Here is a 23,462-nt window from a genome sequence, read left to right on the forward strand (position 1 = left end):
CGCCGGTCCGTCCGGCCTCGCCGCCGTGAGCACCGCCCTCCTCGCCATGAGCCGCCACCTCGAAGTCCGGGACGTGCTCAAGACGATCGTCGCCTCCGCGCGGGAGCTCCTCGACGCCGAGTACGCCGCTCTCGGCGTCCCCGACGACCACGGCGGCTTCGCCCAGTTCGTCGTCGACGGTGTGAGCGAGGAACAGTGGAAAGCCATCGGTCCGCTGCCCCGCCAGCACGGCATCCTCGCCGCGATGCTGCACGGCGACGCCACCGAGCGCCTCGCCGACGTGCGCCAGGACCCCCGCTTCGAGGGCTGGCCCGACGCCCACCCCGACATGTCGGACTTCCTGGGCCTCCCCATCCGGGACGGCGACGAGGTCATCGGCGCCCTCTTCCTCGCGAACAAGCGCTGCCCCAAGCCCGAGGGCGGCTGCGGCTTCACGGCGGCCGACGAGGAACTGCTCACGATCCTGGCCCAGCACGCCGCCATCGCCCTCACCAACGCCCGCCTGTACGAGCGCAGCCGCGAACTCACCATCGCGGAGGAGCGCTCCCGGCTGGCCCACGAACTGCACGACGCCGTCAGTCAGAAACTCTTCTCGCTGCGCCTCACCGCCCAGGCCGCCACCGCTCTCGTCGACCGCGACCCGGCCCGCGCCAAGGAAGAGCTCCACCAGGTCGCCGACCTCGCCGCCGAGGCCGCCGACGAACTCCGTGCCGCCGTTGTCGAACTGCGCCCCGCCGCGCTCGACGAGGACGGCCTCGTGGCCACCCTGCGTACCCAGATCCAGGTCATGGACCGCGCCCACAGCGCCCACGTCGTCTTCGACAGCTGCGGCGTACGGGCCCTCCCCGCCGCGCAGGAGGAGGCCCTGCTCCGCGTCGCCCAGGAAGCCCTGCACAACGCCCTGCGTCACTCCGGCGCCACCCGCGTCGACGTCGTACTCGAACGGCGGGGCGACCACGTCCGCCTCGGCGTCACCGACGACGGCTGCGGCTTCGAACCCGGGGGAGTGCGCCGCGCGGGCCGTCACCTCGGCCTGGTGTCCATGCGGGACAGGGCGAGCGGCGTCGGCGGCTCCCTGACGGTGGAATCGGCGCCCGGCAAGGGCACCACGATCACAATGGAGGTCCCCGGTGCCTGAGACCGGCCCCAACCGTGCCGCACGGACCAGGATCCGCGTCCTGCTGGTCGACGACCACCAGGTCGTACGCCGCGGACTGCGCACCTTCCTCGAAATCCAGGAGGACATAGAGGTCGTCGGCGAGGCGGCCGACGGGGCGGAGGGAGTGGCCCAGGCGGAATCCCTGCGCCCGGACGTCGTCCTGATGGACATCAAGATGCCCGGCACCGACGGCATCGAGGCGCTCCGCAAGCTCCGCGAACTCGACAATCCCGCCCGGGTGCTGATCGTCACCAGCTTCACGGAGCAACGCACCGTGGTGCCCGCCCTGCGGGCAGGGGCCTCCGGGTACGTCTACAAGGACGTCGACCCGGACGCGCTCGCCGGAGCCATCCGTTCCGTCCACGCCGGACACGTGCTCCTCCAGCCCGAGGTCGCCGGCGCGCTGCTCGCCCAGGACGACCCGCACAACGGGCAGGGCCGCGGCACCTCCCTGACCGACCGCGAGCGTGAAGTCCTCGCGCTGATCGCGGACGGCCGCTCCAACCGGGAGATCGCCCGCGCCCTCGTCCTCTCGGAGAAGACCGTCAAGACGCACGTGTCGAACATCCTGATGAAACTCGACCTCGCGGACCGTACTCAGGCAGCCCTCTATGCCGTCCGACATGGTCTGACGGACTGATCGACGCCCCTGGCCGACCTCAAGCGGACCTTCGTCCTCCGGTCTGAGATTCATACTGTCGGGTGTAAGTCCCCCACATGGCGTATCCCGAGCGCGGCCCGGTCCGTTCTTCATGGCGTGCTGCGGCGGCTGGCCGCAGTCATCGCGAGGAGGAACCTGTAGTGAAGAACCTGAAGAAGGCTGCCGCCATCACCCTGGTCGCGGGCGGGCTCGTCGCGGCCGGTGCCGGTGCCGCCTCCGCCACCTCCGGTGCGGACGCCAACGGCAAGGCCGTCCAGTCCCCGGGTGTCGGTTCCGGCAACCTGGTCCAGGCCCCCGTGCACATCCCGGTGAACGCGGTGGGCAACACCGTCTCCGTCATCGGCGCCCTCAACCCGGTCTTCGGGAACGACGGCCTCAACCACTGACCGACCTCTGCGTCGAGCACCGTCACATACGGACGAACGGCCCCCGGGACCTCCCGGGGGCCGTTCAGCTTCTCCACTCGCAGCGCATTTCCCCACCGACACCCGCACCCCGCTTCCCACCGACGCCCCGCCCCGCGCCCGCCGCTGTCCCCGCTTCCCGCCCCGCGCCCTCCTCGCCGTCGCCCTCGGTCCGCCCATCGATCCGAACGGAGGCACGGCCCCCGCGGGCCCCGTCCCCCGGTACCACGCCACCTCCGGGACATGCCCCGTCCCGTGACGTTCCGGCCCGACGACTCCCAGCCCGGCGAGGTACGCACCGTGCGCCGCGTCCCCGGCCGAGGTACGCACCGCGCGCCGCGCCCCCGAGCGCCCGCCGGCCCCCCGCCGTCCGGCAGGCAACCAGCTCCGGCCTCCACACCCGCGAGCGCCGCCCGTCCGGAGACGTCCCCGCCCTACCCCCTCTCCGCCACCGCCCCGTAAGCCGCCACCATCGCCCGCCGGGCCACCCGCTCCACCGGCCTCAGCGCCTCCCCCCGGGCAGCCATCTCGGAGGCGCTCACCGCACCTCCGTGCCCGCTCTCGTACGCCAGCGACACCATCAGCCCCACCCGCCGCGCCATCCCCAGCACTCGTACCGCCCGGGGTGGGTACCCGGGCGCCAGCACGTCCGCCGTCGCCTCCGCCCGCGCCCGGTACGCGTCGAGCGCAGCCGCCGCCTGTGGTCCCGATCCGGCCACGTCCAGCCGGGCGAGCACCGCCGTCGCGTCCCGCAGCGCCTCCGCCAGCTCCCGCTCCGCCTCCCCGAGCGACGGCACGTCCGCCGGTGGGGCGTCCCGGACCTGCGAGCACGCCCACCGCACCTCCACCCGGACGTCCCCGGCCGGCCCCGTCTCCTCGACCTCAGGAACGAGCCCGAGCGCCGCGCCCGCGCAGACGACCGCCTCCTCGGCGTCCAGCGCCCGCGCGTTGAACTCGGGAGGCCCGCTCAGCCCCAGCGGGTGCCCCGGCGCGGGCAGCGCGACCCGGAACCCGGTGGCCCCGAGCACCCGCAGCCGGCCGAGCGCCAGCGTGAGCCCCACCGGTCCCGTTTCTCCCGGCAGGCCGGTCACCCGGTGCACCGCGTCGTCCCCGACGATCGCGAGGGCCGCGTCGTCCGGCGACACGAATCCCCCCAGCAGGGCGTTTCCCCAAGCAGCCAGCAATCCTGAACGTGGTTCCGTGAGCATGCGGACAGCCTAGATTCCCGCCCGCACCGACCCCAAGAACAGTTCGAGGACAGCCGGGGAACAGGCGCGGGGCGGAACCCAAGTACGGTCCCAAGGGCAACACCGTCCGACCGGTGGCGTAGGTTTTCCCTGGGCGCTGTGCCCACAGGCACACGCGACATTTCGATACTGCATGGGGAGACAACGCGCTCATGAGCGATGTACTGGAGCTGGTGGACGTATCCGTGGTCCGCGACGGTCGGGCTCTGGTGGACGACGTCTCCTGGTCGGTGAAAGAAGGCGAGCGCTGGGTCATTCTCGGCCCCAACGGCGCCGGCAAGACCACCTTGCTGAACGTTGCCTCCAGCTACCTCTTCCCCTCCTCCGGCTCCGCCACCGTCCTCGGCGAGACCCTCGGCCGGGTCGATGTCTTCGACCTGCGCCCGCGCATCGGCATGGCCGGCATCGCGATGGCCGAGAAGATGCCCAAGCGCCAGACCGTCCTGGAAACCGTCCTCACCGCCGCGTACGGCATGACGGCCACCTGGCACGAGTCCTACGACGAGGTCGACGAGCAGCGGGCCCGCGCCTTCCTCGACCGGCTCGGCATGACCGAGTACCTGGACCGCAGGTTCGGCACGCTCTCCGAGGGCGAGCGCAAGCGCACCCTGATCGCCCGCGCGATGATGACCGACCCCGAACTGCTGCTCCTGGACGAGCCCGCCGCCGGTCTCGACCTCGGTGGCCGCGAGGACCTGGTCCGCCGTCTCGGCCGGCTCGCGAAGGACCCGTACGCCCCCTCGATGATCATGGTCACCCACCACGTCGAGGAGGTCCCGCCCGGCTTCACCCACGTCCTCATGATCCGGCAGGGCAAGATCCTCGCCGCGGGACCCGTGGAGACCGAGCTGACCTCGCGCAACCTCTCGCTCTGCTTCGGTCTGCCGCTCGTCGTCGAGCACCGCGGCGACCGTTACACCGCCCAGGGCCTCCCGCTCGGCTGATCGCCCGCCCACGTACGGCACTTGAGCCCGTACGCGAGAGCCACGCGCCCTGTCCGCGCCGACCGACCACCCCTACCATGACCGTTGTGAACATGGACGCATGGCTCTGGTGGCTGATCGGCGCGGCGGTGCTCGGCGTCGCCCTCGTCGTGACCACGATGCCCGAACTGGGAATGCTGGCCGTCGGCGCGCTGGCGGCGGCGCTCGCCTCGTACCTGGGCGGCGGTCTCGTCACCCAGGTCCTGGTGTTCGCGGCCGTCTCGACGGCACTGATCGTCGTCGTACGGCCGATCGCCGTCAGGCACCGAAGTCAACGGCCCCAACTGGCCAGCGGCGTCGACGCACTGAGGGGCCGTCAGGCGGTTGTCGTGGAACGCGTCGACGGCAGCGGAGACGGCCGTATCAAACTCGCGGGCGAGATCTGGTCGGCCCGCGCACTCGATGCCGGCGCCTCCTTCGAACCCGGCCAGCAGGTCGACGTCGTCGAGATCGACGGGGCCACGGCCGTGGTCATGTGAGTCGGTCGCCGACGGGCCTGCCCACGACCTGGGCCGGGTGACCCGAACACCCCCCACGCCGCGCCGTCATCTGGCAGGCTCGATCTTCAGCACAGGTTTGATCATCACGGCAGGCTCGGTCGGCACGGCAGGACCGAGAAACACGAAGGGCACGGGGAAGCGATGTCATCGATCATCATCGTCCTGATCATTCTGGTGGTGCTGGTCTTCATCGCCCTGATCAAGACGATCCAGGTCATCCCACAGGCCAGCGCCGCGATCGTGGAGCGTTTCGGCCGCTACACCCGCACCCTCAACGCGGGCCTCAACATCGTCGTCCCGTTCATCGACTCGATCCGCAACCGGATCGACCTGCGTGAACAGGTCGTCCCCTTCCCGCCCCAGCCGGTGATCACCCAGGACAACCTGGTCGTCAACATCGACACCGTCATCTATTACCAGGTGACCGACGCCCGCGCCGCCACCTACGAGGTCGCCAGCTACATCCAGGCCATCGAGCAGCTCACCGTCACCACGCTCCGCAACATCATCGGCGGCATGGACCTGGAGCGCACGCTGACCTCCCGCGAGGAGATCAACGCGGCTCTGCGAGGCGTCCTCGACGAGGCCACCGGCAAGTGGGGCATCCGCGTCAACCGCGTCGAACTCAAGGCGATCGAGCCGCCGACCTCCATCCAGGACTCGATGGAGAAGCAGATGCGCGCCGACCGCGACAAGCGCGCCGCCATCCTCCAGGCCGAGGGAACCCGCCAGTCGGCCATCCTCACCGCCGAGGGCGACAAGCAGTCCGCGATCCTGCGCGCCGAGGGCGAGGCGAAGGCGGCGGCCCTGCGCGCCGAGGGCGAAGCCCAGGCCATTCGCACGGTCTTCGAGTCCATCCACGCCGGCGACGCCGACCAGAAGCTCCTCGCCTACCAGTATCTCCAGATGCTCCCGAAGATCGCCGAGGGCGACGCCAACAAGCTCTGGATCGTCCCCAGCGAAATCGGCGACGCCCTCAAGGGCCTTTCCGGAGCCATGGGCAACTTCGGCCCCATGGGCGGCGGTTCGGGCAGCACGGGTGGCAACTCGGGCGGCAATTCCGGCAACGGCCGCGAACGCCGCGAACAGCCCCCCATCGACTGACCCCGTCCGTCCCCGCCCACTGCCCCTCGTGCATGATCGCTGCATACGACACCGATCACGGCAACCACGAGGGGCAGCACCGCATGACGATCTGGGAGATGCTCGCCGTCTTCGCCGCGGGAATCGGCGCGGGCACCATCAACACCATCGTCGGATCCGGCACTCTCCTCACCTTCCCCGTGCTCCTCGCCACGGGCCTGCCACCGGTCACCGCCAACGTCTCCAACACCCTCGGCCTCGTCCCGGGCTCCATCAGCGGCGCCATCGGCTACCGCCACGAACTGCGCGGCCAGCGCTCCCGGATCGTCCGACTCGGCCTCACCGCCCTGGTCGGCGGCCTGATCGGTGCGATCCTGCTCCTCGCGCTCCCCTCCTCCGCGTTCGACACGATCGTCCCGGTCCTGATCGGTCTCGCCCTGATCCTGGTCGTCCTCCAGCCCAAGCTCTCCGCAGCCCTCAAACGCCGCCGCGAGCAGAACGGCGACAGCACCGCGGGCCCGCACCCCGACGGAGGCCCGGCCCTCCTGGTCGGCCTGCTCCTGGCCAGCATGTACGGCGGGTACTTCGGAGCGGCGCAGGGAGTGCTCTACCTCTCCCTCATGGGTCTCCTGCTCCACGACACCCTCCAGCGCATCAACGGCGTCAAGAACATCCTCGGCGCCGTCGTCAACGGAGTCGCCGCGGTCTTCTTCCTCTTCGTCGCCGAATTCGACTGGACGGCAGTGGCCCTGATCGCCGTCGGATCCGCACTCGGCGGCCAGCTCGGTGCCAGGATCGGCCGCCGCCTGCCCCCGACGGCTCTGCGCGCGGTGATCGTCGTCGTGGGGCTCATCGCCATCACGCAACTCCTGCTCACCTGAGACGACTTGTGCCCACCGGGGGCGGCACTGCGGTAGGAACGGGGCCAGTACGCGCACCGGGCCAGCACGCGAAGAAGCCCGCCCCCACCACGGGACGGGCCCCTCGCCAACAAGGACGTACGGCCTAAGCCGCCGCCTCCGCCAGCCAATCCGGCAAGGCGTCCCACTCGGCACCCCGCAACGACAGAAGCATCGCGTCGGCGGGAGTGGGTACGAAGGGCTGGAACAACAGGGGCATCCCCGCCTTCTCCGGCGTACGGTCCGCTTTGCGATGGTTGTCCTCGGCGCACGAAGCCACCGTGTTCAACCAGCTGTCCGCACCACCGCGCGACCGCGGCACCACGTGGTCCACGGTCGTCGCCCTTTTCCCGCAGTACGCGCACCGGTGTTGGTCCCGAACCAACACGCCCCGCCTCGACCACGGAGCTTGTCTTCGGAACGGCACCCGTACGTACCTGCTGAGCCGGATCACCATCGGCACCGGAAGATCGACGGCAGCGGCGCGCATGCGCAGCCCGGGATGCGACTTCTCGACCACGGCCTTGTCCTGCAGGACAAGCACCACCGCACGGTTCAGTGTCACCGTCGACAGTGGCTCGAAGCTCGCGTTCAGTACCAGCGTGTCACGCATCCCGCCCACCCTCCGTGTGCCGGCCCACCGCATGGCGGGCTTGGATCAACTCTGGCGGGACGCACGTGATCGGACAACGCATTAACGGCGCCCCGGGGGAGAGCCACCACACCCCACACGAAAACTGCCCGCTCCCGATCTCTTTCAAGACCGGGAACGGGCAAATACCCAGTGAATCTTTCCCCGCGCGGCTGCGCCGTCGTACCGGCCGGACTCAGTCCTCGGCCGGAGCCTCGTACTCGGCCACGAGCTGCGCACGTCCCAGCGTGTGGAACCGAAGGTTGAAACCGACGGCCGCAGGCGGCGTATCGGCGTCGATCCCCAGGCTCTCCACGTCCACCGCGTACACGGTGAAGACGTACCTGTGCCGTTCCCCGGCCGGGGGAGCGGCCCCTCCGAAGTCCTTCGTCCCGTAGTCGTTGCGCGCCTGGAGAGCCCCCGGAGGCAGCCCCTCGAACGCTCCGCTGCCCGCACCGGCCGGCAGCTCCGTCACGGACGCGGGAATGTCGAAGACGGACCAGTGCCAGAAACCGCTCCCGGTGGGCGCGTCAGGATCGAAGCACGTCACCGCGAAGCTCTTGGTCTCCGCCGGAAAGCCCTCCCACCGCAGCTGCGGCGACGTGTTCCCACCCGCGTACACCTGCCCGTCCTTCAGCTCGGCGCCTTCTGCGACGTCCTCGCTCAGCACCTCGAACGACGGCACCGGCGGATGGAAGTCGTGGGGCAGCGGCGCCCTCTCGACCTTGGCGGACTCGCTCACGTCAACACCTTCCTGCTCGCTCATCTCTTGCCCCTCCACGCTACGACCCGTCACCGGGAACCAGCCCTACAACCAGTTGCGTCGGCCTCCGACCTGAGCCAGCCACTGGTTGATGTACCCGGCCCAGTCCGTCGACTGGAAGTCGTGCAGCCCGACCTGGAACGCCCGGTAGGAGTCGCTGCTCTCGCTGAACAGCCCGCCCTTCCGGTCCATCTCCAGGATCACGTCCATCTCCCGGTCGTCGGCGATGAACGTCAGCTCGACCTGGTTGAGCCCCCGGTACTGCTGCGGCGGCAGGAACTCGATCTCCTGGTAGAACGGCAGCTTCTGCCGCGTCCCCCGGATGTGCCCGCGCTCCATGTCCGCGCTCTTGAACCGGAACCCCAGCTCGATGAACGCGTCCAGCAGCGCCTGCTGGGCCGGCAGCGGATGCACGCTGATCGGGTCCAGGTCCCCGGAGTCCACTGCTCGGGCGATCGCCAGCTCCGTCGTCACCCCGATGTCCATCCCGCGCAGCTGCTGCCCCGCGATGTTGGTGACCGGGGTCTCCCAGGGGACGTCCAGCCCGAACGGCACCACGTGCACGGCACCGGCCTGCACCTCGAAAGCCCCGCCGAGCTTCAGCTTGGCGAACTCGATGTCCTGCTTGACCTCCTGGTCACCGCCCTCGACCTCCACCCGCGCCTGGAGCCCGACCGACAGCCCTTCGATCTGCTGCGGCACGGACCCGCCCTGAATGCGCACCTCGCCCTGCACCACACCGCCCGGCACGACGTTGATCTCGGTGAGCTCCGTCTCCACGGACGCCCCACCCGCACCCAGGCTCGCGAGCAACTTCTTGAATCCCATGGTTCTCCCCAGTCTCCGGTTCCGACCCGACGTACTTCACGTACTACCGCACACGCGCGAACCCCTGTGGCTGGATGCCTGGTTCCGCACCTGTTCCGCGTGACCCGACCCCCACCGCGGGCGTTCGGTTACCCTCGGCAGGCATGATCGCGACGACCCCAGACCGTACGCCGCTCACCCGGGACTTCTTCGACCGCCCCGTCCTGGACGTGGCCCCTGACCTCCTCGGACGCACCTTGGTACGTCGCACGACCGAGGGACCCGTCGAACTGCGCATCACCGAGGTGGAGGCGTACGACGGCGAGCGCGACCCCGGCTCGCACGCCTTCCGCGGCAAGACCGCCCGCAACGCCTCCATGTTCGGCCCGCCCGGGCACGCGTACGTCTACTTCATCTACGGCATGTGGTTCAGCGTGAACCTGGTGTGCGGCCCGGAGGGAAAGGCCAGTGGTGTCCTCCTGCGGGCCGGCGAGGTCGTCACGGGGGCCGAGTTCGTCCGCAAACGGCGGCTTTCAGCCCGTAAGGACAACGAACTGGCCAAAGGCCCCGCTCGCCTGGCCACCGGCCTGGACATCACCCGAGAGCTCGACGGCGTCGACCTCTGTACGAGTGCCGACTCCCCGCTCTCCGTACTGCACGGCACGCCGGCCCCCGCTGACCAGCGACAGAGCGGCCCCCGCACAGGCGTGGGCGGCGAGGGTGCGGTCCACCCCTGGCGGTTCTGGATCGCCGGCGACCCCACGGTCAGCCCGTACCGGGCGCACAAGCCGCGCCACCGCAGGACTTGACGTGCCCCCGGCGCGCGCCTAATGTGGCCCGAGCCGCTTGAGACGGGCATTGCTGTCGGCAGGGTCCATCGGACCTCACCGAGCAGCCCCAAGGCGGCCAACCACTACGACGACCTCCCTCACGGGTTCTGAATTCCGTCATGTCCGCATGCCGCAATTCAGGTCTTATCGGCTCGATTATGAGTCACCGGGGAAAGCCGCTAAAGTAGTGGACACGCCGAAAGGCAAGGCCCTCCGACGGCCATCGGAAAGAATATCCAAACCGGAAACGGCGCGGAAACGATCTGATAGAGTCGGAAACGCAACAACGCAAAAGAAACACCGAACGAAAACGTCCGGAGGAAAGCCCGCAGGGGTGAGTACGAAGGAAGCGTCCGTTCCTTGAGAACTCAACAGCGTGCCAAAAGTCAACGCCAAATATGTTGATACCCCGGCCACTTCGGTGGTTGGTGGTTCCTTTGAAGTCCTACCGGCCCATGCGGCAGGTAGGCAACAACACTAGCGAGGACGCAGGAACACACCGTCTTATTCCGATGGTGGCTGTTCCGCTCTTCCGATGTGTTCACCCGATGACGGGTAAACATTCACGGAGAGTTTGATCCTGGCTCAGGACGAACGCTGGCGGCGTGCTTAACACATGCAAGTCGAACGATGAAGCCCTTCGGGGTGGATTAGTGGCGAACGGGTGAGTAACACGTGGGCAATCTGCCCTTCACTCTGGGACAAGCCCTGGAAACGGGGTCTAATACCGGATAACACTCCTGCCTGCATGGGCAGGGGTTGAAAGCTCCGGCGGTGAAGGATGAGCCCGCGGCCTATCAGCTTGTTGGTGGGGTAATGGCCTACCAAGGCGACGACGGGTAGCCGGCCTGAGAGGGCGACCGGCCACACTGGGACTGAGACACGGCCCAGACTCCTACGGGAGGCAGCAGTGGGGAATATTGCACAATGGGCGAAAGCCTGATGCAGCGACGCCGCGTGAGGGATGACGGCCTTCGGGTTGTAAACCTCTTTCAGCAGGGAAGAAGCGCAAGTGACGGTACCTGCAGAAGAAGCACCGGCTAACTACGTGCCAGCAGCCGCGGTAATACGTAGGGTGCGAGCGTTGTCCGGAATTATTGGGCGTAAAGAGCTCGTAGGCGGCTTGTCACGTCGGATGTGAAAGCCCGGGGCTTAACCCCGGGTCTGCATTCGATACGGGCAGGCTAGAGTGTGGTAGGGGAGATCGGAATTCCTGGTGTAGCGGTGAAATGCGCAGATATCAGGAGGAACACCGGTGGCGAAGGCGGATCTCTGGGCCATTACTGACGCTGAGGAGCGAAAGCGTGGGGAGCGAACAGGATTAGATACCCTGGTAGTCCACGCCGTAAACGTTGGGAACTAGGTGTTGGCGACATTCCACGTCGTCGGTGCCGCAGCTAACGCATTAAGTTCCCCGCCTGGGGAGTACGGCCGCAAGGCTAAAACTCAAAGGAATTGACGGGGGCCCGCACAAGCAGCGGAGCATGTGGCTTAATTCGACGCAACGCGAAGAACCTTACCAAGGCTTGACATATACCGGAAAGCATCAGAGATGGTGCCCCCCTTGTGGTCGGTATACAGGTGGTGCATGGCTGTCGTCAGCTCGTGTCGTGAGATGTTGGGTTAAGTCCCGCAACGAGCGCAACCCTTGTTCTGTGTTGCCAGCATGCCCTTCGGGGTGATGGGGACTCACAGGAGACTGCCGGGGTCAACTCGGAGGAAGGTGGGGACGACGTCAAGTCATCATGCCCCTTATGTCTTGGGCTGCACACGTGCTACAATGGCCGGTACAATGAGCTGCGATGCCGCAAGGCGGAGCGAATCTCAAAAAGCCGGTCTCAGTTCGGATTGGGGTCTGCAACTCGACCCCATGAAGTCGGAGTTGCTAGTAATCGCAGATCAGCATTGCTGCGGTGAATACGTTCCCGGGCCTTGTACACACCGCCCGTCACGTCACGAAAGTCGGTAACACCCGAAGCCGGTGGCCCAACCCCCTTGTGGGGAGGGAGCTGTCGAAGGTGGGACTGGCGATTGGGACGAAGTCGTAACAAGGTAGCCGTACCGGAAGGTGCGGCTGGATCACCTCCTTTCTAAGGAGCATCTAGACACCACTGGTGTCCAGAGACCATTTCGCCGGCAAACGTCCGGCGGTGGTTGCTCATGGGTGGAACGTTGACTATTCGGCACGGTTCGGTGGGATGCACAAGTACTGCTTCGGCGTGGAAAGTGCATCGCATGGGATCGGGTCGGGCACGCTGTTGGGTGTCTGAAGGTACGGACTGCGGTCTTTGCTTTCAGTGCCGGTCCCAGTGCACTTGCCTTCGGGTGGGGTGATGGGTGGCTGGTCGTTGTTTGAGAACTGCACAGTGGACGCGAGCATCTGTGGCCAAGTTTTTAAGGGCGCACGGTGGATGCCTTGGCACCAGGAACCGATGAAGGACGTGGGAGGCCACGATAGGCCCCGGGGAGCTGTCAACCGAGCTTTGATCCGGGGGTGTCCGAATGGGGAAACCCGGCAGTCGTCATGGGCTGTCACCCATACCTGAACACATAGGGTATGTGGAGGGAACGCGGGGAAGTGAAACATCTCAGTACCCGCAGGAAGAGAAAACAACCGTGATTCCGGGAGTAGTGGCGAGCGAAACCGGATGAGGCCAAACCGTATGCGTGTGATACCCGGCAGGGGTTGCGCATGCGGGGTTGAGGGATCTCTTTTCTGTCGTCTGCCGGCGACAGGACGAGTCAGAAACCGTTGGTGTAGGCGAAGGACATGCGAAAGGTCCGGCGTAGAGGGTAAGACCCCCGTAGCTGAAACATCAACGGCTCGTTTAAGAGACACCCAAGTAGCACGGGGCCCGAGAAATCCCGTGTGAATCTGGCGGGACCACCCGTTAAGCCTAAATATTCCCTGGTGACCGATAGCGGATAGTACCGTGAGGGAATGGTGAAAAGTACCGCGGGAGCGGAGTGAAATAGTACCTGAAACCGTGTGCCTACAAGCCGTGGGAGCGTCGCTGTATGTGCTTGCACATACAGTCGTGACTGCGTGCCTTTTGAAGAATGAGCCTGCGAGTTAGCGGTGTGTAGCGAGGTTAACCCGTGTGGGGAAGCCGTAGCGAAAGCGAGTCCGAACAGGGCGATTGAGTTGCACGCTCTAGACCCGAAGCGGAGTGATCTAGCCATGGGCAGGTTGAAGCGGCTGTAAGAGGTCGTGGAGGACCGAACCCACCAGGGTTGAAAACCTGGGGGATGACCTGTGGTTAGGGGTGAAAGGCCAATCAAACTCCGTGATAGCTGGTTCTCCCCGAAATGCATTTAGGTGCAGCGTCGTGTGTTTCTTGCCGGAGGTAGAGCACTGGATAGGCGATGGGCCCTACCGGGTTACTGACCTTAGCCAAACTCCGAATGCCGGTAAGTGAGAGCACGGCAGTGAGACTGTGGGGGATAAGCTCCATGGTCGAGAGGGAAACAGCCCAGAGCATCGACTAAGGCCCCTAAGCGTACGCTAAGTGGGAAAGGATGTGGAGTCGCAGAGACAACCAGGAGGTTGGCTTAGAAGCAGCCACCCTTGAAAGAGTGCGTAATAGCTCACTGGTCAAGTGATTCCGCGCCGACAATGTAGCGGGGCTCAAGCGTACCGCCGAAGTCGTGTCATTCATACAACAGGGCCAACGCCTGTATGGATGGGTAGGGGAGCGTCGTGTGCCGGGTGAAGCAGCCGCGGAAGCGAGTTGTGGACGGTTCACGAGTGAGAATGCAGGCATGAGTAGCGATACACACGTGAGAAACGTGTGCGCCGATTGACTAAGGGTTCCTGGGTCAAGCTGATCTGCCCAGGGTAAGTCGGGACCTAAGGCGAGGCCGACAGGCGTAGTCGATGGACAACCGGTTGATATTCCGGTACCCGCTTTGAAACGCCCAATACTGAATCAGACGATGCTATGCCCGTGAAGCCGTTCCGGACCCTTCGGGGAAAGGAAAGTGGTGGAGCCGGCGACCCAGATCTGTACTAGGTAAGCGATGGGGTGACGCAGGAAGGTAGTCCAGCCCGGGCGGTGGTAGTCCCGGGGTAAGGGTGTAGGCCGTGTGATAGGCAAATCCGTCACACATTGAGGCTGAGACCTGATGCCGAGCCGATTGTGGTGAAGTGGATGATCCTATGCTGTCGAGAAAAGCCTCTAGCGAGTTTCATGGCGGCCCGTACCCTAAACCGACTCAGGTGGTCAGGTAGAGAATACCGAGGCGTTCGGGTGAACTATGGTTAAGGAACTCGGCAAAATGCCCCCGTAACTTCGGGAGAAGGGGGGCCATCACTGGTGATCCGTTTTACACGGTGAGCTGGGGGTGGCCGCAGAGACCAGCGAGAAGCGACTGTTTACTAAAAACACAGGTCCGTGCGAAGCCGTAAGGCGATGTATACGGACTGACGCCTGCCCGGTGCTGGAACGTTAAGGGGACCGGTTAGTGCACTTTCGGGTGTGCGAAGCTGAGAACTTAAGCGCCAGTAAACGGCGGTGGTAACTATAACCATCCTAAGGTAGCGAAATTCCTTGTCGGGTAAGTTCCGACCTGCACGAATGGCGTAACGACTTCTCGACTGTCTCAACCATAGGCCCGGTGAAATTGCACTACGAGTAAAGATGCTCGTTTCGCGCAGAAGGACGGAAAGACCCCGGGACCTTTACTACAGTTTGATATTGGTGTTCGGTTCGGCTTGTGTAGGATAGGTGGGAGACTGTGAAGCTGTGACGCCAGTCATGGTGGAGTCGCCGTTGAAATACCACTCTGGTCGTGCTGGATGTCTAACCTCGGTCCGTGATCCGGATCAGGGACAGTGTCTGATGGGTAGTTTAACTGGGGCGGTTGCCTCCTAAAGAGTAACGGAGGCGCCCAAAGGTTCCCTCAGCCTGGTTGGCAATCAGGTGTTGAGTGTAAGTGCACAAGGGAGCTTGACTGTGAGACCGACGGGTCGAGCAGGGACGAAAGTCGGGACTAGTGATCCGGCAGTGGCTTGTGGAAGCGCTGTCGCTCAACGGATAAAAGGTACCCCGGGGATAACAGGCTGATCTTCCCCAAGAGTCCATATCGACGGGATGGTTTGGCACCTCGATGTCGGCTCGTCGCATCCTGGGGCTGGAGTCGGTCCCAAGGGTTGGGCTGTTCGCCCATTAAAGCGGTACGCGAGCTGGGTTTAGAACGTCGTGAGACAGTTCGGTCCCTATCCTCTGTGCGCGTAGGAATATTGAGAAGGGCTGTCCCTAGTACGAGAGGACCGGGACGGACGAACCTCTGGTGTGCCAGTTGTCCTGCCAAGGGCATGGCTGGTTGGCTACGTTCGGAAAGGATAACCGCTGAAAGCATCTAAGCGGGAAGCCTGCTTCGAGATGAGTATTCCCACCCCCTTTGAGGGGTTAAGGCTCCCAGTAGACGACTGGGTTGATAGGCCAGATGTGGAAGCCCGGTAACGGGTGGAGCTGACTGGTACTAATAGGCCGAGGGCTTGTCCTCAGTTGCTCGCGTCCACTGTGTTAGTTCTGAAGCAACGAACAGTTGCTGGTAAAGAGCAGAACCCACTTAATTGAAGAGTGTGCTTGTTCGCTCGAAACCGATAGGGTTTCGGTGGTCATAGCGTTAGGGAAACGCCCGGTTACATTCCGAACCCGGAAGCTAAGCCTTTCCGCGCCGATGGTACTGCAGGGGGGACCCTGTGGGAGAGTAGGACGCCGCCGAACAATCTTTCAAAAGGACCCTTGGTCCCAGCGTTCATGCTGGGACCAAGGGTCCTTTTTGTTTTTTCTGCCCGAAGCGCGTCGGATGCCCGACTGCGCGAGAATGACTGCGTTGCCCGAAGACTAGGAGTCACCCATGTCCACCAACTCTCCCGACGATCGTCCGGAGCGCGAGCCGCGTCACCGTGACAGTGGTGACCGGGGCGGATACCGCGGTGGTCGTGACAACGACCGCGGCCCCCGTCGTGATGACAACCGGGGTGGCGAGCGCGGCGGCTTCCGTCGCGACGACCGGCCCAGCGGTGGTGATCGTGGTGGAGACCGCGGTGGGTTCCGTCGTGACGACCGTCCCGGAGGGGACCGTCGCGACGACCGCGGCGGACGTCCTGCCAACGGCGACCGTGGCGGGTTCCGTCGCGATGACCGTGGTGGGCGTCCGGCCGGCGGCGGGTTCGAGCGCCGTGACGACCGTTCCGGTGGTGACCGCGGTGGGTTCCGGCGGGACGACCGGCCCAGCGGTGGTGACCGCGGTGGCGATCGCGGTGGGTTCCGTGGGCGTGACGACCGTGGTGGGCGTCCGGCCGGTGGTGGCTTCGAGCGGCGCGATGACAACCGTGGCGGCGAGCGCGGCGGCTTCCGACGCGACGACCGGCCCAGCGGTGGTGACCGTGGTGGCGATCGCGGTGGGTTCCGTGGGCGTGACGACCGTGGTGGGCGTCCGGCCGGTGGTGGCTTCGAGCGCCGTGACGACAACCGTGGGGGCCGTCCCGCCGGTGGTGGCTTCGAGCGCCGTGACGACCGTTCCGGCGGTGGCGACCGTGGCGGCTTCCGTGGCCGTGACGACCGGGCTCCGCGTCGGGACGACGACCGTGGGCCGCGTCGGGACGACCGGCCGAGCGGGGACCGGGGCGGTTTCCGTAGGGACGATCGCTCCGGCGGTGGGTTCGAACGTCGTGATGACCGTGGCGGTGAGCGCGGGGGGTTCCGGCGGGATGACCGTGGTGGGCGTCCGGCCGGTGGTGGCTCCGAGCGGCGGGACGACCGTTCCGGCGGCGGGTTCGAGCGCCGTGACGACCGTTCCGGTGGTGACCGCGGTGGGTTTCGGCGGGACGACCGGCCCAGCGGCGGTGACCGCGGTGGCGATCGCGGTGGGTTCCGCGGGCGGGACGACCGTGGCGGGCGTCCGGCCGGTGGCGGCTTCGAGCGGCGCGACGACAACCGTGGCGGCGAGCGCGGCGGCTTCCGACGCGACGACCGGCCCACCGGCGGCGACCGCGGTGGCTTCCGTCGCGACGACCGGCCCAGCGGCGGCGATCGCGGTGGGTTCCGCCGGGACGACCGGGCGAGCGCGGGGAACCGCGGTGGGTTCCGCCGGGACGAGCGTCCGAGCGGAGACGACCGTGGTGGGTTCCGTCGGGACGACCGTGGTGGGCGTCCGGCCGGTGGCGGGTTCGAGCGCCGGGACGACCGTTCCGGTGGCGGGTTCGAGCGGCGTGACGACAACCGTGGCGGCGAGCGCGGCGGCTTCCGGCGCGACGACCGCGCCGGCGGCGGCGACCGCGGTGGCTTCCGTGGCCGTGACGACCGGGCTCCGCGTCGGGACGACGACCGTGGACCGCGTCGGGACGACCGTTCCGGCGGCGGCTTCCGCGGACGGGACGACCGGGGCGGGGACCGCGGTGGATACCGTGGCTCGCGCGACGAGCGTGGTGGCGAGCGGAACGGCGACCGGGGTGGGTTCCGTGGGCGGGACGACCGTGACCGGGAGCCCGTCAAGCGGCTGCCGATCCCGGACGACGTGACCGGCCGGGAGATCGACCCGGACGTGCGCCAGGAGCTGATGAGCCTGCCGAAGACGCTGGCCGAAGACGTCGCCAGGAACCTGGTGATGGTGGCCAAGCTGATCGACGACGAGCCGGAGGAGGCGTACGCGTACTCGCGCATCGCGCTGCGGCTCGCCTCGCGGGTCGCCGCCGTGCGGGAGGCCGCCGGATTCGCCGCGTATGCGACCCAGCGGTACACCGAGGCACTGGCCGAGTTCCGGGCGACGCGCCGTATGACGGGCAGCGTGGAGCTGTGGCCCGTCATGGCGGACTGCGAGCGCGGACTGGGCCGCCCCGAGCGGGCGATGGCGATGGCCGGTGAGCCCGAGGTGCAGAAACTGGACAAGGCCGGTCAGGTCGAGATGCGGCTCGTCGCCGCCGGTGCGCGGCGCGACATGGGGCAGATCGACGCCGCCATCGTCACGCTTCAGGGACCGGAGCTCGGCTCCTCTTCCGTACAGCCGTGGACTGCTCGGCTGCGGTACGCGTACGCCGACGCACTGCTGACAGCGGGGCGTGAGGACGAGGCGCGCGAGTGGTTCGCCAAGGCGGTGGAGGCGGACCGGGACGGCAGCACGGACGCTTCCGAGCGGCTCGCGGAGCTGGACGGGGTCGAGTTCGTCGACGCTCTGGACGGGGACGAGGAGGGTTCGACGGAATCCGTCGAGGCGCCTGGGAGCCTGGAGGACCCCGAGGCGGTGGCGGCCGACGAGACCGCGGTCGCGGCCGAGGGGACTGCGAGTGAGGAGCGCGCCGCCCAGGAGTCCGACGCACCGGAGTCCGACGTTCCGGAGTTCGGCGCAGCGGAGTCCGGCGTTCCGAAGTCTGACGCTGTGAAGTCCGACGCGCCGGAGTCCCCGGGCGGTGAGGGGGCGGCAGCCGCGGTGGACCGCGCCGAGGCCGAGGCCGAGCCCGACAAGGGCTGAGTGGGAGAAAGGGCGGCGTCCCGGGGAAATCCCCGGGACGCCGCCCTTTCTGCGTTTCGGTGACCGGTCTCAGTTGACGTCGAGGCTGCGCAGGACCAGGCCGGTGGCCGGCTTGGGGCCGAAGGACGTGGACTTGCGGGGCATCGTGACGCCCTGCCGGGCCAGGTCCCGTACGACTTCCTCGCGGACGGGGTGCATGAGGACCGCGGTGGCGTCGTGCCGTTCGGCCTGCTCCACGGCGGCCTCCGTGTCGTGGATGTACGCGATGTCCTCGGGGGCGTCCGGGATGTGCCAGACGTGGGCGAGGAGCGTCTCGTGCAGGACGGTCGCGTCCAGGGTCCGCCAGGCATCCGGGCGGTCCCGGCGGACCGTGCGGGAGAGTAGGCCGGGGTCGGGGCGGTCCAGCAGATGGTACGAGCCGTCGCCGGCCAGCAGGAACGCGTTGCCGGAAGCGGCGGCTGCGGCCAGGGCGTCCAGGGCCTCGGGGAGGGTCTTGTCCAGGTGCCGTACGCGGAAGGAGTCGCCGACCGCCGCGAGGGCCCCGGAAACCGGCAGGCGGTGCAGCAGACGATGGATCGCGCGGACCTGGAGCGGATAGCGGGCGGTGTCGACGAGAAGGACGAGGCCGAAGTCCCAGGGGGAGGAGACGGTGCCGTGTTCCTCCTGGAGGCGGAGGTACGTCGCCCAGCGGTGGTGACCGTCGGCGATGAGGGCCTGGCGGTGGGAGAGGTCCGTGGTGACGGTGGCGATCTCGGCCGGGTCGGTGAGGGACCACAGCCGGTGGTGGAAGCCGTCCTCGGTGGTGGTGGACAGCAGCGGGGGGCGGGAGAGGGCGGCGTCGATCGCGTCGGTGGTGCCGGTCGGCCCGTCGCTGCGGTAGGTGAGGAGGAGCGGCTCCAGGTTGGCCGCCGTGGCGCGCATCAGAGCGGCGCGGTCCTCGACGACGTGCGGCATGACGTCCTCGTGCGGCAGGACGACGCCCTGCTCGCGGTGGGACAGTGCGAGCGAGCCGATGACGCCGCGCTGGAGGAGGTCTCCGCGGGCCTGCTCGTACACGTACAGGGCCGGTTCGGCGTCGGGGGCGAGAACGCCCTCGTCGAGCCAGGTCCTGAGCGTGTCGGCGGCCTGCTCGTGGCGGGCGGACGCGGTGTCGGCCTGCGGGAGGATCAGCCGGACGATGTTGTGCGGATCCGCGGACTCCAGATGGAGCAGGCCGTCCGGGCGGACCACCACGTCGTACGGCGGAGAGGTCACGGCGGCCAGGCTGCCGACCTCCTCCGGGACATAGCGAAGCCCGCGCAGGGGGACCAGTCGCAGGCCGTGGTCCTCGGGCGGCCCAGGTGTGCTCATTGGTGCATGGTAAATGGGGTGGGCAGATGGGTGATGATCGGGGGAGAAGCAGCGGAACGAGGAGCGGAAGAGATATGGGCCAGCAGCCGAGCAGGACGCGTCCGGGCAGCAGTGGGACGGCGCTGAGTGAGGCCTACGACACGGCGCTGCTGGACCTCGACGGGGTGGTGTACGCCGGTGGCGAGGCCATCGCGCACGCGGCGGACGCGCTGGGCACCGCGCGGGACGGCGGCATGCACCTCGCGTACGTGACCAACAACGCGTTGCGCACCCCGGAGGCCGTGGCCGCGCATCTGACGGAACTCGGGGTGCCCGCGCTGCCGAGTGACGTGATCACCTCCGCGCAGGCCGTCGCGCGGCTGATCGCCGAGCAGGTCCCGGCGGGGGCGAGGGTGTTGGTGATCGGCGGCGAGGGGCTGCGGGTCGCGCTGCGGGAGCGGGGCCTGGTGCCGGTGGACTCGGCGGAGGACTCGCCGGTGGCGGTGGCACAGGGGTACGGGGGACCGGACATGCCGTGGGGCCGTTTCGCGGAGGCCTCTTACGCGATCCGCGCGGGCGTGCCGTGGTTCGCGTCGAACACCGACCTGACCATCCCCGGTGCGCGGGGGATCGCGCCGGGGAACGGCGCGGCCGTCGAGGTGGTACGGATCGCCACGGGCGCGGAGCCGCAGGTGGCGGGCAAGCCGTTGCCGCCGATGCACCGGGAGACGATCCTGCGCACCGGGGCGCGACGGCCGCTGGTCGTGGGCGACCGGCTGGACACCGACATCGAGGGTGCGAACGCCGGGGGCGTCGACTCCCTGCTGGTTCTGACGGGGGTGACGGATGCGGCGCAGCTGCTGGCGGCGGAGGCGAAGTACCGGCCGACGTATGTGGACGCGGATCTGCGGGGGCTGCTCTCCGGGCAGCCGGAAGTGGTCGCCGGAGAGGAGCAGTTCACGTGCGGGGGGTGGACCGCTTCGGTGCGTGGGGACGCGCTGACGGTCGAGGGGGAAGGACGGGAGATGGACGGGCTGCGGGCGTTGTGCGCGGCGGCCTGGAGTGAGGCGGGGGTGGCGGGCTGCGGGTTGGACGCGGGGGAGGCGTTGAAGAGGGTGGGGTTGGGGTAGAGGGCGGGATCTGCCGGGGGTGGGCGGGCGAGCGGGCAAGCGGACGGGACTGGCGGTGGGCCTGGTGGCGGGGGTGGGCTTGGCGGTGCGGGTTCGCGTGCGGGTGCGGGTCCGCGTGCGGGGAGCGGGGGCGCCTGGGGCAGAAGGGGGCACCTCCGGTGGGGGCCGCCCCCTTGCCCGCCCGTTCCGCCCCCGGGGGGCGGCCCCGCCGCCCAAGGGGGGCGCTGGCGTGGGGTGTGGGCCCGTCGCCCGAGGGGGCTGGTGGGATGTGGCCCCGGTGCCCAGGAGGGCGGGTGTGGAAGCGTGGTCCCGTCGCTCAAGAGCGGTGGTGTCGAGGGTGGCGCGGCTGATCGGGGGCTGCGGGGGCGGGTCTGCGGGGCTGGGTGTCGGTTAGGCTAACCTAACCGGGTGTTGGTCGACAGTCCCCCCGAACAGAGCGTGGAGCACGGCTCCGCTCCGTCCCCCCGGAACCTTCGGAAACGCAACGCGGTGCGGGCTGCCGGGTTGGTCGTTTCGCTGGGCGTTCTGGTGCTCGTGATGCTGGCGAGCATTGCCGTCGGCGCCAAGACGATCCCGTTCGAGGACGTGTGGCACGGGCTCGCGCACTACTCCGGCACCGGGGACGACGTGATCGTCCGGGACGTGCGGGTGCCGCGCACGATCCTCGGCGTCCTCGCCGGGGCCGCGCTGGGCACGGCCGGGGCCGTGATGCAGGGGCTGACCAGGAACCCGCTGGCCGAGCCGGGGATCCTCGGGGTGAACGCCGGAGCGTCCGCGGCCGTCGTGTCGGCGATCAGTTTCCTCGGGGTGACCTCGCTCACCGGGTACGTCTGGTTCGCCTTCCTCGGGGCGGGGGCCGTCTCCGCGCTGGTGTACGTGCTCGGCGGCAGCCGGGGGGCCACGCCGGTGCGGCTCGCGCTCGCCGGCACGGCGGCCACCGCCGCGCTCTACGGCTACGTCAACGCCGTACAGCTGCTGGATTCGGCGGCGCTGGAGCGGCTGCGGTTCTGGACCGTGGGGTCGCTCGCGTCGGCGGACATGGCGGTCGTCGGAAAGGTGTGGCCGTTCATCGCCGTCGGGCTGGTGCTCGCGCTGCTGCTCGCCCGGCCGCTCAACGCGATGGAGATGGGCGAGGACAGTGCGCGGGCCCTGGGCGTCCACCTGACGAGGACCCGGATCCTGTCGATGGTCGCCGTGACGCTGCTGTGCGGCGCCGCGACCGCCGCGTGCGGGCCGATCGTGTTCATCGGGCTGATGGTGCCGCACCTGGTGCGGGCCGTCACCGGGCCCGACATGCGCTGGATCCTGCCGTACGCCGCGGTGCTGGCACCCGTACTGCTGCTGGGCTCGGATGTGGTGGGGCGGGTCGTGACCAGCCCTTCGGAGCTTCAGGTGGGCATCGTGACGGCACTGATCGGCGGACCCGTCTTCATCCACCTGGTGCGTCGGCGGAGGATGGGGCAGCTGTGAGTACCACCAGGACCGCCGAGAGGGACCCGGCAGTGCGGCGGGCCCCGGCTCGTGCGGTGCGATCCCGTGGCGGGCTGTCGTTGCGGCTGGACGTACGGGCGGTCGTCGCGTCACTCGTGATCACGGCCGTGGCGCTGGCCGGCGGCATCGTGGTCATCGGCAGCGGCGACTTCCCGATGACGCCCGGTGAGGTCGTCTCGACGCTGCTCGGCGACGGGCTGCCCGCCCAGGAGTTCATCGTCCGGGAGCTGCGGCTGCCGCGCGTGCTGACCGCGCTGCTGGTCGGCGCGGCCCTCGGCCTGTCCGGGGCCGTCTTCCAGTCGATCTCCCGCAACCCGCTGGGCAGCCCCGACGTGCTGGGCTTCGGGCAGGGGGCGACCGTCGGCGCGCTCGTCGTGATCGTGCTGTTCCAGGGGAACAGCTGGGCCGTCGCGGCCGGAGCGCTGGCCGGCTGCCTGCTGACGGGCGTGCTGGTGTACGTACTGGCGTGGAAGCGGGGAGTGCACGGCTACCGCCTGGTGCTGGTCGGCATCGGGGCCGCCGCCATGCTGACCGCCGTCATGCAGTACCTGCTGACCAAGGCCGACCTGGTGGACGCGACCCGGGCGGTGCTGTGGATCACCGGGACCCTGGACGGGCGCGGCTGGGAACAGGTGCTGCCGCTGGCCGCCGTCTGCGCCGTGCTCGTTCCGCTGGTGCTCGGGCACGGGCGGGCGCTGCGGATGATGGAGATGGGCGACGATGCGGCGTACGCGCTGGGCGTGCCGGTGGAGCGGGCGCGGGTGGTGCTGATCCTGTGCGCCGTACTGCTGATGGGCGTCGCGACGTCGGCCGCCGGGCCGATCGCCTTCGTGGCGCTGAGCGCGCCGCAGCTCGCGCGCCGGGTGACGCGGTCGCCGGGACCGAACCTGATGCCGTCCGCGCTGATGGGCGCGGCACTGCTGGTGGTCGCCGACTGGGCGGCCCAGCAGGCGTTCGGGGAGCGGCAGCTGCCGGTGGGAGTGGTGACCGGAGTGGTGGGCGGCTGCTATCTGCTGTGGCTGCTGGTGACGGAGCGCAAGGCGGGACGGATATGAGCGGGAACGACG

At 68.2% G+C, this 23,462-nt stretch carries 17 protein-coding genes, 3 rRNA genes and 1 pseudogene; 16 read left to right on the forward strand and 5 right to left on the reverse strand.

Translation table 11 applies throughout. From position 1 onward, the window contains the following. Nucleotides 1–46: 46 nt before the first annotated feature. The 3 genes from ACQPZG_RS26965 to ACQPZG_RS26975 all read left to right on the forward strand — a co-directional run bounded on the left by ACQPZG_RS26965 (nucleotide 47) and on the right by ACQPZG_RS26975 (nucleotide 2,206). Nucleotides 47–1,138, forward strand: a complete 1,092-nt coding sequence (locus ACQPZG_RS26965; protein WP_433549563.1) for a GAF domain-containing sensor histidine kinase — start codon at nucleotides 47–49, stop codon at nucleotides 1,136–1,138. After that, complete coding sequence (locus tag ACQPZG_RS26970) at nucleotides 1,131–1,799, forward strand: response regulator (protein ID WP_433548302.1); 669 nt, start codon at nucleotides 1,131–1,133, stop codon at nucleotides 1,797–1,799. The genes ACQPZG_RS26965 and ACQPZG_RS26970 overlap by 8 nt, the downstream gene beginning before the upstream one ends. A 161-nt stretch (nucleotides 1,800–1,960) precedes the next feature. Further along, the gene (locus ACQPZG_RS26975) at nucleotides 1,961–2,206 is read left to right on the forward strand and encodes a chaplin (protein WP_433548303.1); all 246 of its coding nucleotides are present in this window, start codon (nucleotides 1,961–1,963) and stop codon (nucleotides 2,204–2,206) included. A gap of 452 nt (nucleotides 2,207–2,658) precedes the next feature. Here ACQPZG_RS26975 and ACQPZG_RS26980 read toward each other — a convergent pair whose 3' ends face one another. Beyond that, on the reverse strand, nucleotides 2,659–3,432 hold the full coding sequence (locus ACQPZG_RS26980; RefSeq protein ID WP_433548304.1) for a hypothetical protein: 774 nt from the start codon (nucleotides 3,430–3,432) through the stop codon (nucleotides 2,659–2,661). Between the two features lie 191 nt (nucleotides 3,433–3,623). Here ACQPZG_RS26980 and ACQPZG_RS26985 point away from each other — a divergent pair, with 191 nt between their 5' ends. The 4 genes from ACQPZG_RS26985 (at nucleotide 3,624) to ACQPZG_RS27000 (ending at nucleotide 6,918) form a co-directional block, all read left to right on the forward strand. Next, complete coding sequence (locus ACQPZG_RS26985) at nucleotides 3,624–4,415, forward strand: ABC transporter ATP-binding protein (RefSeq protein ID WP_185035640.1); 792 nt, start codon at nucleotides 3,624–3,626, stop codon at nucleotides 4,413–4,415. 77 nt (nucleotides 4,416–4,492) lie between these two features. Then, nucleotides 4,493–4,933 carry an NfeD family protein gene (locus tag ACQPZG_RS26990; RefSeq protein ID WP_433548305.1) on the forward strand — a complete coding sequence of 147 codons (441 nt, stop codon included), beginning with the start codon at nucleotides 4,493–4,495 and terminating at the stop codon, nucleotides 4,931–4,933. Between the two features lie 162 nt (nucleotides 4,934–5,095). After that, entirely contained in the window at nucleotides 5,096–6,058 is a 963-nt protein-coding gene (locus ACQPZG_RS26995) for an SPFH domain-containing protein (protein ID WP_433548306.1), read from the forward strand. A gap of 83 nt (nucleotides 6,059–6,141) precedes the next feature. Continuing rightward, nucleotides 6,142–6,918: a sulfite exporter TauE/SafE family protein gene (locus ACQPZG_RS27000; RefSeq protein WP_433549564.1), complete on the forward strand. Its 777-nt coding sequence runs from the start codon at nucleotides 6,142–6,144 to the stop codon at nucleotides 6,916–6,918. Between the two features lie 124 nt (nucleotides 6,919–7,042). Here ACQPZG_RS27000 and ACQPZG_RS27005 read toward each other — a convergent pair whose 3' ends face one another. From ACQPZG_RS27005 to ACQPZG_RS27015, 3 genes are all read right to left on the reverse strand, one after another. Next, entirely contained in the window at nucleotides 7,043–7,549 is a 507-nt protein-coding gene (locus tag ACQPZG_RS27005; RefSeq protein ID WP_185035637.1) for an HNH endonuclease, read from the reverse strand. 214 nt (nucleotides 7,550–7,763) lie between these two features. Then, entirely contained in the window at nucleotides 7,764–8,333 is a 570-nt protein-coding gene (locus ACQPZG_RS27010; RefSeq protein ID WP_433548307.1) for a YbhB/YbcL family Raf kinase inhibitor-like protein, read from the reverse strand. A gap of 42 nt (nucleotides 8,334–8,375) precedes the next feature. Continuing rightward, nucleotides 8,376–9,158, reverse strand: a complete 783-nt coding sequence (locus tag ACQPZG_RS27015) for a sporulation protein (protein ID WP_433548308.1) — start codon at nucleotides 9,156–9,158, stop codon at nucleotides 8,376–8,378. A gap of 146 nt (nucleotides 9,159–9,304) precedes the next feature. Here ACQPZG_RS27015 and ACQPZG_RS27020 point away from each other — a divergent pair, with 146 nt between their 5' ends. The 6 genes and pseudogenes from ACQPZG_RS27020 to ACQPZG_RS27045 all read left to right on the forward strand — a co-directional run bounded on the left by ACQPZG_RS27020 (nucleotide 9,305) and on the right by ACQPZG_RS27045 (nucleotide 18,445). After that, nucleotides 9,305–9,946 carry a DNA-3-methyladenine glycosylase gene (locus ACQPZG_RS27020; RefSeq protein ID WP_433549565.1) on the forward strand — a complete coding sequence of 214 codons (642 nt, stop codon included), beginning with the start codon at nucleotides 9,305–9,307 and terminating at the stop codon, nucleotides 9,944–9,946. Nucleotides 9,947–10,529: 583 nt separating this feature from the next. Continuing rightward, nucleotides 10,530–12,057: ribosomal RNA gene (locus ACQPZG_RS27025) — 16S ribosomal RNA — on the forward strand. Nucleotides 12,058–12,351: 294 nt separating this feature from the next. Continuing rightward, a 23S ribosomal RNA gene (locus ACQPZG_RS27030) occupies nucleotides 12,352–15,475 on the forward strand. Between the two features lie 107 nt (nucleotides 15,476–15,582). Continuing rightward, a 5S ribosomal RNA gene (gene rrf, locus ACQPZG_RS27035) occupies nucleotides 15,583–15,699 on the forward strand. The 16S, 23S and 5S rRNA genes sit together here, the layout of an rRNA operon. A gap of 133 nt (nucleotides 15,700–15,832) precedes the next feature. After that, nucleotides 15,833–16,924 (forward strand): annotated as a pseudogene (locus ACQPZG_RS27040) (hypothetical protein); the annotation flags it as partial. 597 nt (nucleotides 16,925–17,521) lie between these two features. After that, entirely contained in the window at nucleotides 17,522–18,445 is a 924-nt protein-coding gene (locus ACQPZG_RS27045) for a hypothetical protein (protein ID WP_433549566.1), read from the forward strand. Between the two features lie 69 nt (nucleotides 18,446–18,514). On the opposite strand, the gene ACQPZG_RS27050 is transcribed toward ACQPZG_RS27045, so the two are convergent. After that, a complete protein-coding gene (locus ACQPZG_RS27050; RefSeq protein WP_433548309.1) occupies nucleotides 18,515–19,795 on the reverse strand; it encodes a DUF1015 family protein in 1,281 nt (426 codons plus the stop codon). Between the two features lie 74 nt (nucleotides 19,796–19,869). Between ACQPZG_RS27050 and ACQPZG_RS27055 the strand changes: the two genes are divergently transcribed. From ACQPZG_RS27055 to ACQPZG_RS27065, 3 genes are all read left to right on the forward strand, one after another. Then, complete coding sequence (locus ACQPZG_RS27055) at nucleotides 19,870–20,904, forward strand: HAD hydrolase-like protein (RefSeq protein WP_433548310.1); 1,035 nt, start codon at nucleotides 19,870–19,872, stop codon at nucleotides 20,902–20,904. Between the two features lie 408 nt (nucleotides 20,905–21,312). Next, a complete protein-coding gene (locus ACQPZG_RS27060) occupies nucleotides 21,313–22,374 on the forward strand; it encodes a FecCD family ABC transporter permease (protein WP_433548311.1) in 1,062 nt (353 codons plus the stop codon). Next, complete coding sequence (locus ACQPZG_RS27065) at nucleotides 22,371–23,450, forward strand: FecCD family ABC transporter permease (RefSeq protein WP_433548312.1); 1,080 nt, start codon at nucleotides 22,371–22,373, stop codon at nucleotides 23,448–23,450. The genes ACQPZG_RS27060 and ACQPZG_RS27065 overlap by 4 nt, the downstream gene beginning before the upstream one ends. Nucleotides 23,451–23,462 lie beyond the last annotated feature (12 nt).

Origin of the sequence: Streptomyces sp. CA-294286 (genome assembly GCF_050947155.1) — a bacterium.
Taxonomy (GTDB): domain Bacteria; phylum Actinomycetota; class Actinomycetes; order Streptomycetales; family Streptomycetaceae; genus Streptomyces.

Excerpts from the sequence above, each read along its gene's own strand:
- ACQPZG_RS26965 (WP_433549563.1), top strand. The coding sequence starts at position 47 with ATGAGCCGCCACCTCGAAGTCCGGGACGTGCTCAAGACGATCGTCGCC.
- ACQPZG_RS26985 (WP_185035640.1), top strand. The coding sequence starts at position 3,624 with ATGAGCGATGTACTGGAGCTGGTGGACGTATCCGTGGTCCGCGACGGT.
- ACQPZG_RS27050 (WP_433548309.1), bottom strand. The coding sequence starts at position 19,795 with ATGAGCACACCTGGGCCGCCCGAGGACCACGGCCTGCGACTGGTCCCC.
- ACQPZG_RS26995 (WP_433548306.1), top strand. The coding sequence starts at position 5,096 with ATGTCATCGATCATCATCGTCCTGATCATTCTGGTGGTGCTGGTCTTC.
- ACQPZG_RS27010 (WP_433548307.1), bottom strand. The coding sequence starts at position 8,333 with ATGAGCGAGCAGGAAGGTGTTGACGTGAGCGAGTCCGCCAAGGTCGAG.
- ACQPZG_RS27015 (WP_433548308.1), bottom strand. The coding sequence starts at position 9,158 with ATGGGATTCAAGAAGTTGCTCGCGAGCCTGGGTGCGGGTGGGGCGTCC.
- ACQPZG_RS27005 (WP_185035637.1), bottom strand. The coding sequence starts at position 7,549 with ATGCGTGACACGCTGGTACTGAACGCGAGCTTCGAGCCACTGTCGACG.
- ACQPZG_RS26980 (WP_433548304.1), bottom strand. The coding sequence starts at position 3,432 with ATGCTCACGGAACCACGTTCAGGATTGCTGGCTGCTTGGGGAAACGCC.
- ACQPZG_RS27055 (WP_433548310.1), top strand. The coding sequence starts at position 19,870 with ATGGGCCAGCAGCCGAGCAGGACGCGTCCGGGCAGCAGTGGGACGGCG.
- ACQPZG_RS27000 (WP_433549564.1), top strand. The coding sequence starts at position 6,142 with ATGACGATCTGGGAGATGCTCGCCGTCTTCGCCGCGGGAATCGGCGCG.
- ACQPZG_RS26990 (WP_433548305.1), top strand. The coding sequence starts at position 4,493 with ATGACCGTTGTGAACATGGACGCATGGCTCTGGTGGCTGATCGGCGCG.